Genomic DNA, 15693 nt, shown 5'->3' on the forward strand with positions numbered 1-15693 from the left:
AACGCCGGGGAAGGAATCTCAGCGGGCGCGGTCCTCCGGATCGGCCTCCGGCCGGCCCTCGGCTCGGCGTCGGGCCGCCCACTCACGGGCCTCGGCCTCCTCGCGGGCCGCCCGCGCGTCCGCGCCCGAGAGCCGGCGGGCCTGACTCTCGCGCTCGCCCGTGTCCGAACGCAGCAGGGAGCGCATCACCAGCCAGAAGATGAGCCCGAGGCCGATCGAGGGGGCGAGGACGGAGAAGTAGTCCCAGAAGGCGGCCATGTCAGGCCTCCGGCTTGAGCAGCGGGAAGAGGATGGTCTCGCGGATGCCGGCGTCCGTGAACAGCATCACCAGGCGGTCGATGCCCAGGCCGATGCCGCCCATGGGCGGGGCGCCGTACTCGAGGGCGCGCAGGAAGTCCTCGTCCAGCTGCATCGCCTCGTCGTCGCCGGCGGCCGCCATCGCCGACTGGGCGGTCAGGCGCTCGCGCTGGATGACGGGGTCGATCAGCTCGGAGAACGCGGTGCCGCGCTCCATGCCGCCGATGATCAGGTCCCACGCCTCGATGACCCGGTCCTCCGAGCGGTGCGGGCGCGCGAGCGGCTGGGCGGCCGGCGGGTAGTCGTACACGAACGTGGGGTTCATCAGGGTGGGCTCCACGATCTCACCGAACAGCTCGATCACGAGCTTCTCCGCGTCCCACGCGGGGTCCACCTTGACCTCGTGCTCCGCGGCGATCGCCCGCAGCGTCTCGGCGTCCGTCTCCGGGGTGATCTCGCGGCCCACGGCCTCGGACAGCCCCGGGTACACGGCGACCCAGGCCCACTCGCCGTCGAGGTCGATGACGCCCTTCGCGGTCTCGAGCCGACGCCCGGCGCCCACCGCGTCCGCGGCGTTGAGGATGATCTCCTGCATGCGCTCGGCCATGACGTGCATGTCCGCCCACGCCTCATAGGACTCGAGGGTGGTGAACTCGGGCGAGTGGGTCGAGTCCACGCCCTCGTTGCGGAACACGCGGCCGATCTCGAACACGCGGTCGATGCCGCCGACGACGGCGCGCTTGAGGTACAGCTCGGTGGCGATGCGCAGGGTCATCGGCTGGTCGAACGCGTTGAGGTGCGTCTCGAAGGGACGCGCGAGGGCGCCGCCGTGGACCAGCTGGAGCATCGGGGTCTCCACCTCCACGTAGCCGTGGCCCTCGAGGGTGCGCCGCACCGCCGAGGTGACCTTGGCCCGGGTGTAGACCATGCGGCGGGCCTCCTCGCGCACGATCAGGTCCGCGTAGCGCTGGCGGACGCGGGTCTCCTCGTTCAGGTCCGCGTGCAGCACGGGCAGGGGGCGCAGCGCCTTGGAGGCCATCTCCCACGCCGAGGCCATGATGGACAGCTCGCCGCGGCGCGAGACGATCACCTCGCCGGTGACGGAGAGGAAGTCGCCCAGGTCCACGACCTTCTTCCACTCGGCCAGGGACTCCTCACCGACGGCGGCCAGGGACACCATGACCTGGAGGCGGACGGCCTCCCCGTCCGCACCGGACTCCTGCAGGGTGGCGAAGCAGAGCTTGCCGGTGTTGCGGAGGAAGACGACGCGCCCGGTCACCGACACGGTCTCGCCCGAGGTCCAGTCGGGCTCGTGGCCGTCGAACCGCTCACGCACCTCGGCCAGCGCGTGGGTGCGCGGCACCTGCACGGGGTAGGCCTCGCGGCCCGAGGCGAGCAGCTGCTCACGCTTAGCGGCGCGGACGGCCTGCTGATCGTGGTGGTCGACGGCGGCGGAGGCGGAGTTCTCGGTGGTCACGGTTCCCGAGTCTACCGACGGCGCCCCGCCGGTCAGCCGCGCACCTCGGGGTTGACGAGGGCCGGGACCTCCGCGCCCGTGGCCATGGCGATCGCGTTGCGCGCGGCCAGCTCGGCCATCGCGGCGCGGGTGTCCCGGGTGGCGGAGCCCAGATGCGGCAGGAGCATCACGTTCTCCAGCTCGGCCAGGCCCGGGGCGAGGGCGGGCTCGTCCTCGTAGACGTCCAGACCGGCGCCGAAGAGCCGCCCCTCGCGCAGGGCGGTGACGAGGGCCGCCTCGTCCACCACGGGGCCGCGGGCCGTGTTGACGAGGACGGCGTCGTCCTTCATCTTCGCGATCACCTCCGCATCCACGAGGTGGTGGGTGTCGTCCGTCAGGGGCACGTGGAGGGAGAGGACGTCCGCGACCTCGACGAGCTCCTCCCAGCGGACCTGACGGACGCGGCCGGCGAGGTCGCCGAGCTCCTCGGCCGCCACCTCCCGGTGCGCGGGAGGCCGCGGCGCGAACACGACGTCCATGCCGAAGGCGAGCGCGCGCTCGGCCACCGCCTTGCCGATCCGCCCGAAACCGGCCAGGCCCAGGGTCGCGCCGCGCACGTCCCGGCCCACGAGCAGGTCCGGCGCCCAGCCGTGGAAGCGCCCCTCGCGCACCATCCGCTCGCCCTCGGGGGCACGGCGGGTCACCCCGAGGATCAGGAGCATCGCGATGTCCGCGGTGGCGTCCGTGAGCACGTCCGGGGTGTTGCCGACGGCGATCCCCCGCCGCGTCGCGGCGGCCACGTCCACGTTGTTGTAGCCGACCGCGTAGTTGGCGATGCCCCTGATCCGCGCGTCGGCGAGCACGTCGGCGGTGAACTTCTGGTCCAGGGCCGCGACGACGACGTCGTAGTCCCCCGAGGCCACCAGCCGCGCGAGCGCGGCGTCCCCTCCGACGTCGGCGCCGTCCACCACCTCTCCGGCCTCGCGCAGCATCCCGAGCCCGGGCTCAGGGAGGCGGGTCATGAGCAGGAAACGGGGGGTCACGGCGGGGCCTCACTCTCGGATCGGGGGGAGGACGCGGCGTCGTCCGGCGTGACCAGGCTAACCGCGGACGGCGGGTGCGGCCCGGTCCGACGCCCCTTATGATTGACTCTCGTCAATCATTGACTCATGTCAATCACCGCGCCGCCCCTCCCGCCGAAGGACCCCATGACCCCAACCTCCCCCGCCCCCGAGGCCGTCGCGCCGGCCGGCGCCCCTCGCTCGAGCGCGCCGCCGCCGACGCCGCGCGCCACCGCTCCGTGCTCCAGGCCCTGACCGGCCTCCTGCTGGGCATGTTCGTCTCGATGATCGCCAACACGGTGGTCTCGACCTCGATGCCGGTGATCATCCACGACATCGGCGGCGACCAGACCGCCTACACCTGGGTCATCACCTCGGCCCTGCTCGCCACGGCCATCGCCACCCCGATCTGGGGCAAGCTGGCCGACCTCGTCAACCGCAAGGTCCTCTTCCAGGTCGCCCTGGCGATCTTCGTCGCCGCCTCCGCGGCGGCCGGGTTCACCCACGATCCGACCTTCCTGATCGTCTGCCGCACCGTGCAGGGCCTGGGCGGCGGCGGCCTCGTCGCGCTCAGCCAGGTGATCATGGCGGACATCATCAGCCCGCGTGAGCGCGGCCGCTACATGGGCCTGTTCGGCGCCGTGATGGCCGTGGCCACGGTGGGCGGCCCGCTCGCCGGCGGCGTGATCACCGACCTGTGGGGCTGGCGCTGGAACTTCTTCGTGGCGGTGCCCTTCGCCGTCGTCGCCCTGGTGATGGTGCAGCGCACCCTCCACCTCCCGCACCGCGAGCGCCAGAAGGTGTCCATCGACTACCTCGGCATCGTGTTCCTGACCGCGGCCACCGCGCTGCTGCTGATCTGGGTCACCAGCGCCGGCCGCGACTTCGACTGGGCCAGCACCACCACCGCGTGGATGCTCGGCGGCGCCGCCGTCGCCACCGTCCTGTTCGTCGTGACCGAGCTGCGCGTCGCCGAGCCGCTCATCCCGCTCACCCTCTTCCGCGACCGCACCTTCACCCTCGCGACGATCGCCTCGATCGCCACGGGCCTGGCCATGTTCGGCTCCTCCGTCTACCTGGCCCAGTACATGCAGCTGGCCCGCGGCGCGACGCCGACCCAGGCCGGCCTCATGACCATCCCGATGATCCTCGGCCTGCTCGTGTCCTCCACGGTGATCGGCGGCCTCATCACCCGCACCGGCGTGTGGAAGCGCTGGCTCGTGATCGGCGCCGTCCTGCTGATCGCCGGCACCGCCCTGCTCGGCACCCTGCACTACGACACCTCCTTCTGGCTGGTGTCCCTCTACATGTTCCTGCTCGGCGCCGGCGTCGGCATGACCATGCAGAACCTCGTGCTCGTGGTGCAGAACACCACCGACCCGCGGCAGATGGGCGTCGCCAGCTCCGGCGTCACCTTCTTCCGCACCCTGGGCGGCAGCATCGGTGTCGCCGTGATGGGCGCCGTGGTCTCCAACGTGGTCCCGGACCGCATCGAGGAGCGCCGCGCGGACCTCGCCGCGGCCCTGCGCAGCCTGGGCCCGGACGCCGCCGAGTGGTCCGAGAGCCTGCAGTCCAGCACCCTGCCACGCGTGGCGGAGATGCCCGACGGCCTGCGCTCGATCTTCGAGGACGTCTACGCCACCGGCATCTCCCACGCGTTCCTCGTGGGCGTGCCCCTCGCAATCGTCGCGCTGATCGCGATCCTGTTCCTGCCGAACATCCCGCTGGGTCGCATGACCACCTCCGAGCGCCTCCACGCCACCCGCGCCGACCTGGCCACCCACGCCACGGCCGAGGCCATGCAGACGCTGCCCGCGACCGGTCCGATCCCCGTGGTGACCGCGGCGCAGGGGCAGCATCCCGCCGAGGACCCGGAGGAGTCCCGGGCGGTGGCGGCCGAGCGCCCGGCGACGGCGTCGCCGGTGGCCGGCCGGCCCGTCGCCCCCGCGGCGCTGGCCGTGGCGGGGACGGCCCTGCTGGCGGCCGTCGTCACCGCGCTGGTCCGGGCCCGCCGTGGCTGACGGCGCCCCGGACCCGGGCAGAGGCGGCGACGACGCGGGCTTCGAGGCCGCCGTCCAGGGGCTCGAGCAGGCGTTCTCGCGTCTGGTCCTGCAGCACCGCCAGGTGATGGTCCGCTACGCGGCGGCCCTCAGCCCGGCCCTGTCCGTCGGGGCGATGAAGGCGTTCATGATGCTGGCCAACGAGGGGACCATGACGCCCTCGGCCGTGGCCGAGGGCCTGCTGGTGGACCGCGCCCAGGTCTCCCGCATGGTCCGCGACCTCGAGGCCGCCGGGCTGATCACCCGAGAGCCGGACCCGCGGGACCGCCGCTCCGCCCTCCTGAGCGCCAGCCCCGAGGGGCTCGCCCGCCTCGACGCGGTGCGCGGCGGCCCGGCGGGTCGCGGGCTGCGCGACGACCTGGCGCGCTGGGACCGCGAGGACATCCGGACGCTGACGCGCCTGCTGGACCGGCTGGCCGCCGAGCGTCAGACCCGGATGCAGGACCCCGCCGAGTCCGAGTGAGCCGCCGGCCGGACCCGCGGGCCCGGCCGGCGGGCGGGATCACCAGATGGTGACGCGCTCCTCCGGGGCCAGCCACATGGGATCCCCCTCGCGCGTGCCGAACGCCTCGTGGAAGGCGTCGATGTTCTTGACCACCTGGTTGCAGCGGAACTCGTTGGGCGAGTGCGGGTCCGAGGCGATGCGGGTGACCATGGCCTCCGGTCGCGTGAGCTGACGCCACACGGTGGCCCAGGCGGTGAAGAACTCGCGGTCCCCCGCCGCGGCGTCGAGGGAGGCGCCGTCGCCCTCGTCCCGCCAGATCTCCAAGGCGCGGTGGGCGATGCCCAGGCCGCCGAGGTCGCCGATGTTCTCCCCCAGGGTGAACTCGCCGTTGACGCGGTGGTCCGGGGCCTCGGCCGGGGAGAGCGCGTTGTACTGGGCCACCAGCCGGGAGGTGCGCTCGGTGAACGCCGCGCGGTCCTCCTCGGTCCACCAGTCCTCGAGCCGACCGGCGCCGTCGTACCGCGAGCCCTGGTCGTCGAAGCCGTGGCCGATCTCGTGGCCGATCACGGCGCCGATCGCCCCCAGGTTCGCGGCCATCGAGGCCTCGGGGTCGAAGAACGGGGGCTGCAGGATGGCGGCCGGGAAGACGATCGCGTTCTCGAGCGGGGAGTAGTACGCGTTCACCGTCTGCGGCGTGATGTGCCACTCCTCCGGGTCCGGCCCGTCCGCGATCTTGCGCAGGTCCCGCTCCCACTCGAGCTCCGAGGAGGAGCGGGCGTTGCCCAGCAGGTCGCCGGCGTGGACCTCGAGGGCGGAGTAGTCCAGCCACTTCGAGGGGTAGCCCACCATGGGGCGGAACATCGCCAGCTTCTCGAGCGCCCGCTGACGGGTCTCCTCGCCCATCCACTCGAGCTCCTCGATGGACCGGCGATAGGCCTCCTGGAGCAGGCCCACGAGCTCGTCCATCGCGGCCACGTGGCCCTGCGGGAAATGGCGGGCCACGTAGAGCTGCGCCACGTCCTCGCCGGCCGCCCCGTTGACGAACGCGACCGCGCGCTTCCAGCGGGGGCGGACCTCCTCGGTGCCGGCCAGGCGGCGGCCGTAGAAGGAGAAGTTCTCCTGCACGAACGCGTCCGGCAGGAAGCCGGCGAAGGAGCGCAGCACCTGCAGGATCAGCCAGTGACGCCAGTCCTCGAGGTCGGCGGCCTCGGGTCCCTCGAGCAGCCCCTGCACACCGGAGAGGAAGTCCGGCTGCCACACCACGACCTCCGCGGCGCGCTCGCCGGCGGCGTCCACGCCCTCGAGCCACGCGTCGGCCAGGGGGAAGAGCTCCGTCAGCCGGTCGTGGGTCATGGGGTTGTAGCGGGCCACGGCGTCCCGGCTGCGGACCAGGTCCCAGTGCAGGGCGGCGATGCGCTTCTCCAGCTCCACCACCCGGACGCCCAGCGCGGCGGCCTCGTCCCGGTCCGCGCCGATCCCGGCCAGCGCCAGCAGACGGCCGGTGTGCTCGGTGTACTGCTCGAGGATCTCGGCGTAGGCCTCGTCCCGGTAGTAGGACTCGTCCGGCAGGCCCAGGCCGCCCTGGAGCAGGTGCAGGAGCATGCGGTCCGGGTTCCCGGCGTCGTTGAGGGCGCCGGTGTTGATGAGGCCGGAGACGCCCTGGCGCTGCAGTCGCCCGGACAGGGCGAGCAGCTCCGCGGGGGTGGACACGGTGGCCACCGCCGCCAGGTCCGAGGCGATCGGCTCGAGGCCGCGGGCCTCCACGGTCTCGTCGTCCATGAACGAGGCGTACAGCGCGGCGATCCGGCGCTTGAGCTCCGGATGCTCCGTGCCCTCCGCGTCCTCCTCGTCCAGCGGGGCGAGCGGGACGTCCCGGTGCGCGCCGGCCGCGGCCGTGGCCTGCACGCGCGCCTGGGCGGGATCGAAGCCCGTGCCGACCTCGCGCACGGCGTCCTCGCACAGGTGCCGGACGGCGAGCTCGGCCGCGTCCCGCAGCTCGAGGAACGCGCCGTAGGCGCCCTGGTCCGCGGGGATCTCGTGGGTGTCCAGCCACCCGGCGTTGACGTGGCGGTACAGGTCCTCGCGCGGCGACGGGACTTCGGGCTCGGCGGTGGCGGTCACGGCGGATCCTCCTGGACGTGGGGGTGGACGGTCTCGCACGGCACTCTAGCCGTGACACCGGACACGACGACGGGCACCGCACCCTGGCCGGGTGCGTGCCCGTCGTCGAGGGGACGGCCGGCCCGGAGGCCGCCGTCGGGAGGCGGGGGTCAGCCGACCTCGGCGGCCAGCTTCGCGAGCGACTCCTCCATCTGCTCCTCGGAGACCATCGGGAAGAGGTTCTTCTCCAGCAGCTCCGGGTCGGTCACGGCGGTCCAGTCGTAGGTGAGGGACACGTCCGTGCTGCCGGAGCCGTTGTCCTCGAGCCGGTAGACCCACTGCCAGCCCTTGGGCTCGGTGCCGGCGGGGGCGGTCTTCCAGCCGACCAGCTTGTTCGGGTCGTAGGCGACCACGTGGTTGTCGGTCTGGTAGTCGCCACCCATGTGCTCCGCGTGCATGTTCATGGTGAACACGTCGCCGACCTTCTGGATGCGCTGGGTCTTGTCGTCCGACTGCACCATGCCCGAGCCGTCGAACTTCGCGTGGTTCGCGGGCAGGGTCAGGAAGTCGAACACGTCCTTGGCGGACGCGTCGATGGTCCGGGTGACGGTCTGCTGGGTCTCGCCGTGGGCGGTCTTGTTCATCTCGGTCATGAGATCAACCTAGGCACGGGGCCGGGGCGGGCGACAAGGTCTGAGGCTCAGTCCGGCACGTTGCGGCCACGCCGGAACGCGGACACGCTGCGGTGGCCGGCCACGCTGAACCGCCACGGGAAGCGCACGGAGCCACCCTCCCCCGAGACGCCGACGCGCGGGCCCGTCACGACCTCGATCGGCGGCTCGGCCGGATCGCGGGGCGCGGGCGGGGCCAGGAGGAAGCGGGCGGGCGCGGCCGGCGCGGCGAGGCGGGCCGGGGTGCCGCCGTCGTCGGCCACTTCCGGCGGCGCGGCGACGATCTCCACGGGCGCGTGGCCCATCTCCAGGGTGATGCCGAGGCCCTGGCCGAGGTTGCCCGGGCCGGAGAGCAGCTTGGGGCCGGTGTCCCGGCCACGGCGGGCCACCGCGAGGTCCCCTCCTGCGAGCACCTCGGCCGCACGCAGCAGCACACCGCCGGCCTCCCCCTCGGGGTGGCCCACCAGGTTCAGGCAGCGGTGGATGCCGTAGTTCAGGTACACGTACGTGCGCCGCGGCGGCCCGAACAGCGCGGCATTGCGCTCGGTGCGGCCGCGGAACGAGTGGGCGCCGGGGTCCGCTCCCGCGTTCCCGTACGCCTCGGTCTCGGTCAGCCGCACGGTGACGGCGCCGTCCGGGGCGACGACGGTCAGCCGGCACCCCAGCAGCGTCGCGGCGAGCGCGGGCGAGGGGCCGTCGAAGGCGGCGGCGAGACGCTCCGGGGTCACGGCAGCGGCCCCGCGACGGGCAGCACCATGGTGTCGATCAGCCGGACGGGCGGCACGTGCGCGGCCACGAGGGCGAGGGCCTCGCGGCGCAGCGGCTGGCACAGCAGCTCCGGACCGAGCTCGGCGAAGGTGTCCCGGTCCACCACCACGAGGTGGTCCAGCTCGACGCCCGGCTCGTCCTCGACCATCCGGCGCGCGGCCTGGACGTCGACGGGCTCACCGGCCGCCGCGGCGTCGGCCAGGGAGCGCAGCGCGCGGCTGAGGACGAGCGCGTGCTCCAGGCCCGCGGCGTCCAGGCGGGTGTTGCGGCTGGAGAGCGCGAGGCCCTCGGGCGAGCGGACGATGGGCACGGTGCGGACGTCGACGTCGATGTCCAGGTCCGTGGCCAGGCGGCGCAGGACGGTGAGCTGCTGCGCGTCCTTCTGGCCGAAGTAGCTGCGCAGGGCCGGCACGGCCGGGCGCACGATGTTCCACAGCTTCGCCACGACGGTGGCCACGCCGTCGAAGTGGCCCGGGCGGGAGGCGCCCTCGAGGACCTCCCCCATGCGGCCGGCGGAGACGGTGACGATCGGCGCGTCCGGGTAGCCCGGGTACATCTCCTGCACGTCCGGGGCGAACACGACGTCGGCGCCCGCCGCCGCCAGCAGGTCCAGGTCCGCGTCCAGGGTGCGCGGGTAGTGCTCCAGGTCGGCCGGATCGCCGAACTGGAGCGGGTTCACGAAGATGCTGACCGCGACGACGTCGTTCTCGGCGCGGGCCCGCCGCACCAGGGCCGCGTGGCCGCCGTGGAGGGCGCCCATCGTGGGGACCAGGCCGACGGTGACGGGCTCGGCGTCGCCGTCGTCCGTGGCGTGGGCGACGAGCTCACGGAGAGCGGAGCGCATCTCGGCGACGGTCCGGGCCAGACGCGGGCGCGCGGGGACGCCGTCGGCCTCGGACTCCACGGGAGCGGGGAGAGTGTCCTCGAGGGTGAGGCCGGTGCCGGCGGGGACGGGGCGCTGGTCGGGGACGCGGTCGAGAGGGGTCACCCTCCGAGTCTAGGCACGGGGCCTCGGGGAGGACTTCCGCCTCACCACGCGCATCTGGTCCAGGGCCTGAGCCGCGGGCCGGATTCGGCCCCACCATGCGCGACGCCGGCCGGTCCCGTCAACGGGACCGGCCGGCGTCGTGCTCGGGTCGGGCTCAGGCGTCCTTCGCGGTGTCCTTCACCTGGCGGGCGGCGTCCTGGGACTCCGCCTTGAGGTCCTGCGCCGTGTCCGTGCCCTGCTCCTTGAGGTGGGAAGCGGCCTCGGCGGCCGACTCCTTCACGCTCCCGGCGGCCTCGCGGGCGGCGGGCTCGAGGTCCTCGCGCAGCTGCTGGGCGGCCTGCTTGGCCTCGTCCACCAGCGGGGCGGCCTGCTCCTTGAGGCCCTCCGCGGCGCGCTGCTCCACGCGTGAGGCGGGGATCAGCGAGCTGAGCAGCAGGCCGGCGCCGAAGGCGATCAGCCCGGCGGCCAGCGGGTTGCCCGCGGTGCGGCCGCGCAGCTGAGCCGGGGCCTGCTGCAGGGCGAGCTGGGCGTCGTCGGCCCACTCGGACACGCGGTCGCCGGCATCGCCCAGGCGGTCCTGGGCCTGGCCGGCAGCGTCGTACGCGGAGGCCCGGGCGTCGTCGATCACCCCGTGGGCGCGATCGCCCAGCGAGGACTCGTGGCGGTGCTGCTCCGGGGAGCCCATGATGTTCTCCTTCGCGTGGATGAAGCCGTCCTTGATGCGGTTGGTCTGCCGGGACACGGCCTTCGTGGGGCTCACCTTCTCGGCGAGGGCGTCCACGTCCTGGCCGAGCTCGCGGCGCGTACGCTCGATGTCGGCGCGGATCTCATCGGGGTTGTTGCTCGTGGTCATCGCGTCTCCTTCGCGGGGTTCAGGGTCTCGGGGATCTCCTGAAGCGTCTCCTGGGTCTGCGGCAGACCCTTGATCTTCTCGATGTCCTTCTTGCCCTGCACGGCCAGCACGGCCGCCACGACGCCCCACAGCACGGCCACGATCAGCGCGGCCCAGCCGATCGGCAGGAACACGTCGAGCAGGTGCATCAGGGCGAGGGACAGGAACATCAGCAGGAAGAAGCCGCCGACGGCGGCGCCGGCCAGCAGCCCCGCCCCCTTGCCGGCCTTCTTCGCGGACTCGGTGGCCTCGGCCTTGGCCAGGGCGATCTCCTGGCTGACCAGCGTCGACAGCTTGGCCGACAGGCTCTGGAACATCTCGCCGAGGCTCTCGTGCTCGGCGCGGAACTCCGCCTGCGTGGGCGGCGGGGTGTGCGCGCCGGAGTGCGGCGTCGCGTCGCGGAACGGTTCGTGGGCGGTGCTCATGCGTCACCCCCGGGCCGGGTCTGGTCGAACGGCCGCTCGGCGGTCAGGCCCTGCTGGACCGGCGCCTGCGTGCCATACGGGGTGTCCCCGACGCCGGCCGCGCGGCGGGGCCCGGCGCCGTCCGCGACGCGGCCGTCGGCCTGGGAGAGCGAATCGCTCGAGTAGGCCGGGGCCTGCGAGTCCAGGTGGTGCGGGGTCACGTCCGCGTGCACCGCGTCCGGACGGGTCGTGTGACGGCGCGGCGAGGTGGAGGCGGCGGAGTCGGGCTGGGCGGCGTCGCGGATGCCGCGCGTCAGTCGACCGGCCACCAGCCCGGCGCCCAGGGCGAGGGCCAGGAACGTGCCCGGACGGCGAGCGGCGAAGCCGCGCACGTCCTGCAGCAGGTCCTGCGGGGAAGCGGTCTCCAGGCGCTGCGTCAGGGCCTCGGCACGGTCCGCCACCGAGGCGACGCCCTGGCGCACCAGGTCGGTCTGCGGCTGCTCACCGGAGACCACGCGGTGCAGGTCGTCGGTGTAGCTGCGCACCTGGCCCGCGAACCGCTCCTGCTGGGTCTGCACCTGCGCGCCGACCTGCTCCTGGGCGGAGCCGACCAGCGACTGCACCTGGTCAGCGGCCTCGTCCTTCACCTGGCCGGCCTCGTGCTTGGCGGTGGCCGCGAGGTCCTGGGCCTTGTCCTTGGCGTCCTGGGCCACGGCCTTCGCCTGGCCCTGGGCCTCGCCCGCGGCCTGCTGGGCCTTGTCCTTCGCCTGGTCCTTGGCGTCACGGCCCTCGGCTGAGGAGCCGTGGGCGTTCTTCGGCGTGTTCGTCGTCATGCTGTGCCTTCCTTCGTCCGGGTCGGCGGCCCCTCATGGCCAGCCCTTCTGGCCGTCCACGTCACCGGGTCCACCGGTCCTGAGGGCCAAGGTAAGCACCGCGACGGACGTGCCGGAAGACCTCGGGTCCGCCGGGATCGTCTCCGGTCGGGACGGGGTCAGCGCACCTTCAGGCCCCGCTGGGCGGTCTTGCCGACGCCCCGGCCCGGGTGCTCCTTCTTGCCCTGCATCCAGGTGTCCACGGCCTGCACGCCGAGGTCGGGGTGGTCGGTGAAGAAGCCGTCGATGCCGGCGTCGAGGAACGGCTGGATCATGCCGACCATGTCGCCCCGCGCGTTCGGGTCCGTGGAGGAGCGGAACTCCGTGTAGAGGAACTGGTTCTCGGCGCGGAAGGTGTACGGCACCACCTCAAGGCCCGCGCGGTGGGCGAGGGAGACGAACGCGGTCTCCTCGCCCATCGAGCCGTCCTTCTCCTTGGTGATGATCTGCGCGAAGGCCGGGCCGAGCGTGTCGACGCCGGCCGCGCGGACCTCGCGCATGCCCGCGGCGGTCTCGTAGAAGTCGTAGTCGCGGAGCCCGTCGCCGGCGGCCACGGAGTCATAGGGCGCGCCGGTGACGCTGGAGAGGAACACCGTCTCGGCCTTGAGGCCGAGGTTCTCGTTGAGATCGCGCAGGTTGGCGAGCTCGAAGGACTGCACGGTGGCGGGGGCGTTGCGCTTGTTCAGGCCGTACTCGTCGAGCAGCTCGACGACGCGCTCCTCCATGGACAGGCCGATGGAGTCGAAGTAGGTGGGGTGCTTGATCTCGGGGATGACGCCGATCTCGCGGCCGTACCGGGCAGAGAGGCGCTCCCGCAGCTCGAGCACCTCCTCGAAGGTGGGCACCTGGTACCGGCCGTCGTAGGACGCGGACTCGGGGCGGACCTGCGGCAGGCGCTCCTTGGCGCGCAGGGTCTTGAGCTCGGCGAGGGTGAAGTCCTCGGTGAACCAGCCGGTGAGGGCCACGCCGTCGACGACCTTGGTGGTCCTGCGGTCCGCGAACTCGGGTCGCTGGGCGACGTCCGTGGTGCCGTCGATCAGGTTCTCGTGGCGGACCACGAGCACGCCGTCCTTGGTGGAGACCAGGTCCGGCTCGATCACATCCGCGCCCTGGGCGGCGGCCAGCTCGTAGGCGGCCAGGGTGTGCTCGGGGCGGTAGCCGGAGGCACCACGATGACCCACGACGTCGGGGCGCACTACGGGCTTGCCCGTGACGGACTGCGCGGCGGCCGGGGTCTCCGTTGCGGCGGGGGCGGCGGCGGCCGGGGCGGCCAGCGGGGCGCTGACGGCGACGGCGGCGGCGAGGGCCACGAGGCCGCGGGCGGCGTGACGACGGACGGAGGTCATGGAACGGTCCTTTCCGGGAGGGGGATGACCGCTCCAGTGGGCCAGATCCGGGTGTCGACCGGGTGGCCCCCCACCGGCCACAGCCGGCCCGCCCGGTGAACAGCCGGTGACGGGGGCTGATCCGAGAGGTTCAGCCGCCCGTCACGATGCGCGGCGCCGGGCCCGGCGGCTCAGCCCGCCGTCGGCGACGGCCGCGTCAGTCCCAGCGTCGCCGGGGCCGTCGGGGCGCCGTCGTCGCGGACGTGCTCGCCCAGGAAGCCGAGGACGACCTCGTACCAGACCTTCGCGTGCTGCGGGGCGAGGATCCAGTGGTTCTCGTGCGGGAAGTAGAGGAACCGGTGGTCGGTGGTGCCGTCCGCGGCGGCCGGCCGCCCGGACTTCGCCAGCAGGTCCGACCACAGGCGCAGCCCCTCGCCGATCGGCACGCGGTAGTCCTTGTCGCCGTGGATGACGAGCATCGGGGAGACGATCTCGCCCACGAACCGGTGCGGCGAGTTCTCCTGCTGCATCTGCTCGTCCATCTCGCGGGCCCAGTAGAACGCGGCGTCCGTCGTCGGGCCGAAGCCGTCCAGCGCCCACAGCGAGGCGTGCGTGACCACGCACCGGAACCGGTCGGTGTGCCCGGCCACCCAGTTCGCCATGTAGCCGCCGAACGAGCCGCCCATGGCGGCGGTGCGGTCGCCGTCGACGTCCTCACGCGCCACGACGGCGTCCGTGAGCGCCATCAGGTCCGTGTAGGGCGCCTGACCCCAGCGGCCCCAGCCGCGTTCGATGAAGTCCTGGCCGTAGCCCGTGGACAGCGCCGGATCCGGCAGCAGCACCGCGTAGCCGCGCGCCGCCATGATCCACGGCGTCCAGCGCCAGCTCCACGCGTTCCACGAGCCCAGCGGCCCGCCGTGGATCCACAGCAGCAGCGGGTGGCCGCCGGCCGGCGCCGCCCCCTCGGGGAGCACGAGCCAGCCGCGCACGCGCGTGCCGTCCTCGGCGACGGTCTCCACGTCCTCGAGGGTGCCCGGGATCGCGGGGCGCTCCACGGGGTTCGGCAGGCGCGTGGTCTCACCCGTGGCCAGGTCGATCCGTGCCACCTCCGGCGGGAACAGGTAGGAGGAGCGCACGCCGTACGCGGTGGCCCCGTCCGGGGAGAGCACGACGTCGGTCCACGCCTCGTCCTCCCGGGTCACCTGCGCGACGGCGCCGGTGGCCACCTCGATGCGGAACACCGGGCGGCGGCCCTCCGAGTCCGCGAGCGCGATCACCGCGGAGTCGTCCGGCAGCCACGCGACGACGTCGGCCCACCGGTCCCAGCCGTGGGCCAGGGGCGTGGTCTGGCCCGTGGCCGTGTCCATCACGTACAGGCGCGGGTGCACGGCGGAGTGCGGGGTGGAGTCGGGGGTGCGGACGACGACGGCGCGCGTGCCGTCATGGCTCACGGGGCCGACGGCCACATCCTCACCGGGGACGTCGTGCAGGACACGGTGCTCGCCCGTGGCCAGGTCCACGCGCACCACCGTGCCCTCGCGCACGTTGCCGCGGGCCTCGGCGGTGGCGGCCGTGGTGAGCAGGAACGAGCCGTCCGGGGCCACCTGCGCGCCGATCCCGAATGCGTGGGAGCGCGGGAATCCGGAGACATGGCGCAGGTGGTGCGCCACGTCGTCGGCCTCGGGAGCCAGGCCGGAGGCGGCGGGGCCGGGCTCGGCGGCGTCGGCGTCCGTGGCGGGCTCGCCCTGCGGGTCCGGGCCGGGCTCGAGGACGAAGAGCTCGGGGCGGGCGGGGCCGAGGTCGTGGTCCCAGAAGCGGATGGGGTAGCCGGTGTGCAGGATGGCGTCCACGCCGGCGTCCTTGCGGGTCTGCGCGAGGGCCGCGTGCTCGGCCTCGGTGGTCGCGCCGAGCAGCCGGTCCGCCGTGACGACCACGCGGTCCGCCGCGGAGGCGCACGTGACCGCGGCGACGCCGCCCGGGCGGGAGAGCACCACGCGCGCCTCGCCGCCCCGGGGCGGCAGGGCCCACAGGGCACTGCGCTTCTCGGCCTCGGCGTCGGCGGGGTCGGGACGGGCGGAGGTGAAGAAGAGGGTGCCGTCCGCGGCGAACTGTGCGCCGGCCTCGCCCTCGCGGGAGCGGGTCAGGCGGTGGGCGGGGCGCTCGCCCGCGGGGTCGACCTCCCAGAGGGCGGTGGCGTAGCCGGTGCCCTTCGCGTCCCGGGTGGCGACGGTGGTCACCAGGCGGGCGCCGTCCGGGCTGAGGGTGAGACCGGCGACGCGCGGCAGGGCGGTGAAGGCGTCGAGGTCGTCGAAGGGGGTGGCGGGGGCGTCCGGGGTGGAGGTCATGCGTTCGTT

The 15693-nt window shown here is 73.7% G+C and carries 14 protein-coding genes; 2 read left to right on the forward strand and 12 right to left on the reverse strand.

Annotation, left to right across the window (positions count from 1 at the left end):
• Positions 1–18: 18 nt before the first annotated feature.
• The 3 genes from POD19_RS02655 to POD19_RS02665 are packed head-to-tail and all read right to left on the reverse strand — an operon-like array spanning position 19 to position 2796.
• Positions 19–258: a hypothetical protein gene (locus tag POD19_RS02655; protein ID WP_144819155.1), complete on the reverse strand. Its 240-nt coding sequence runs from the start codon at positions 256–258 to the stop codon at positions 19–21.
• A 1-nt stretch (position 259) separates the two neighbouring features.
• Positions 260–1774 carry a lysine--tRNA ligase gene (gene lysS / locus POD19_RS02660; protein ID WP_136939888.1) on the reverse strand — a complete coding sequence of 505 codons (1515 nt, stop codon included), beginning with the start codon at positions 1772–1774 and terminating at the stop codon, positions 260–262.
• Between the two features lie 32 nt (positions 1775–1806).
• Positions 1807–2796, reverse strand: coding sequence for a 2-hydroxyacid dehydrogenase (locus POD19_RS02665; RefSeq protein ID WP_141843810.1), 990 nt, complete (start codon positions 2794–2796; stop codon positions 1807–1809).
• A 257-nt stretch (positions 2797–3053) separates the two neighbouring features.
• On the opposite strand from POD19_RS02665, the gene POD19_RS02670 reads away from it, so the two are divergent.
• Positions 3054–4835, forward strand: coding sequence for an MDR family MFS transporter (locus tag POD19_RS02670; protein ID WP_240739717.1), 1782 nt, complete (start codon positions 3054–3056; stop codon positions 4833–4835).
• Positions 4828–5337 (forward strand): MarR family winged helix-turn-helix transcriptional regulator, encoded by a 510-nt coding sequence (locus POD19_RS02675; protein WP_036314817.1) that lies wholly within the window; start codon positions 4828–4830, stop codon positions 5335–5337. The genes POD19_RS02670 and POD19_RS02675 overlap by 8 nt, the downstream gene beginning before the upstream one ends.
• A gap of 39 nt (positions 5338–5376) precedes the next feature.
• Here the strand turns inward: POD19_RS02675 and POD19_RS02680 are convergent, their stop codons facing one another.
• The 9 genes from POD19_RS02680 to POD19_RS02720 all read right to left on the reverse strand — a co-directional run bounded on the left by POD19_RS02680 (position 5377) and on the right by POD19_RS02720 (position 15684).
• A complete protein-coding gene (locus tag POD19_RS02680) occupies positions 5377–7440 on the reverse strand; it encodes a M13 family metallopeptidase (protein WP_095347114.1) in 2064 nt (687 codons plus the stop codon).
• A 149-nt stretch (positions 7441–7589) separates the two neighbouring features.
• Positions 7590–8072 carry an SRPBCC family protein gene (locus POD19_RS02685; RefSeq protein WP_049146638.1) on the reverse strand — a complete coding sequence of 161 codons (483 nt, stop codon included), beginning with the start codon at positions 8070–8072 and terminating at the stop codon, positions 7590–7592.
• A 47-nt stretch (positions 8073–8119) separates the two neighbouring features.
• Positions 8120–8818 (reverse strand): DNA-3-methyladenine glycosylase, encoded by a 699-nt coding sequence (locus POD19_RS02690; protein ID WP_049146636.1) that lies wholly within the window; start codon positions 8816–8818, stop codon positions 8120–8122.
• Positions 8815–9846, reverse strand: coding sequence for a pantoate--beta-alanine ligase (panC, locus tag POD19_RS02695; RefSeq protein ID WP_070708555.1), 1032 nt, complete (start codon positions 9844–9846; stop codon positions 8815–8817). The genes POD19_RS02690 and panC overlap by 4 nt, the downstream gene beginning before the upstream one ends.
• 154 nt (positions 9847–10000) lie before the next feature.
• Positions 10001–10699, reverse strand: coding sequence for a DUF3618 domain-containing protein (locus POD19_RS02700; RefSeq protein ID WP_070708920.1), 699 nt, complete (start codon positions 10697–10699; stop codon positions 10001–10003).
• A complete protein-coding gene (locus POD19_RS02705; protein WP_036314802.1) occupies positions 10696–11163 on the reverse strand; it encodes a phage holin family protein in 468 nt (155 codons plus the stop codon). Before POD19_RS02705 ends, POD19_RS02700 begins: the two co-directional genes overlap by 4 nt.
• The gene (locus tag POD19_RS02710) at positions 11160–11975 is read right to left on the reverse strand and encodes a hypothetical protein (protein ID WP_036380841.1); all 816 of its coding nucleotides are present in this window, start codon (positions 11973–11975) and stop codon (positions 11160–11162) included. Before POD19_RS02710 ends, POD19_RS02705 begins: the two co-directional genes overlap by 4 nt.
• A 158-nt stretch (positions 11976–12133) precedes the next feature.
• Positions 12134–13360: a glycerophosphodiester phosphodiesterase gene (locus tag POD19_RS02715; RefSeq protein ID WP_070708921.1), complete on the reverse strand. Its 1227-nt coding sequence runs from the start codon at positions 13358–13360 to the stop codon at positions 12134–12136.
• A 170-nt stretch (positions 13361–13530) separates the two neighbouring features.
• Positions 13531–15684: a S9 family peptidase gene (locus POD19_RS02720; RefSeq protein ID WP_144819153.1), complete on the reverse strand. Its 2154-nt coding sequence runs from the start codon at positions 15682–15684 to the stop codon at positions 13531–13533.
• Positions 15685–15693 lie beyond the last annotated feature (9 nt).

Origin of the sequence: Micrococcus sp. GPGPB33 (assembly GCF_037853785.1) — a bacterium.
In the GTDB taxonomy this organism is placed as follows: domain Bacteria; phylum Actinomycetota; class Actinomycetes; order Actinomycetales; family Micrococcaceae; genus Micrococcus; species Micrococcus luteus.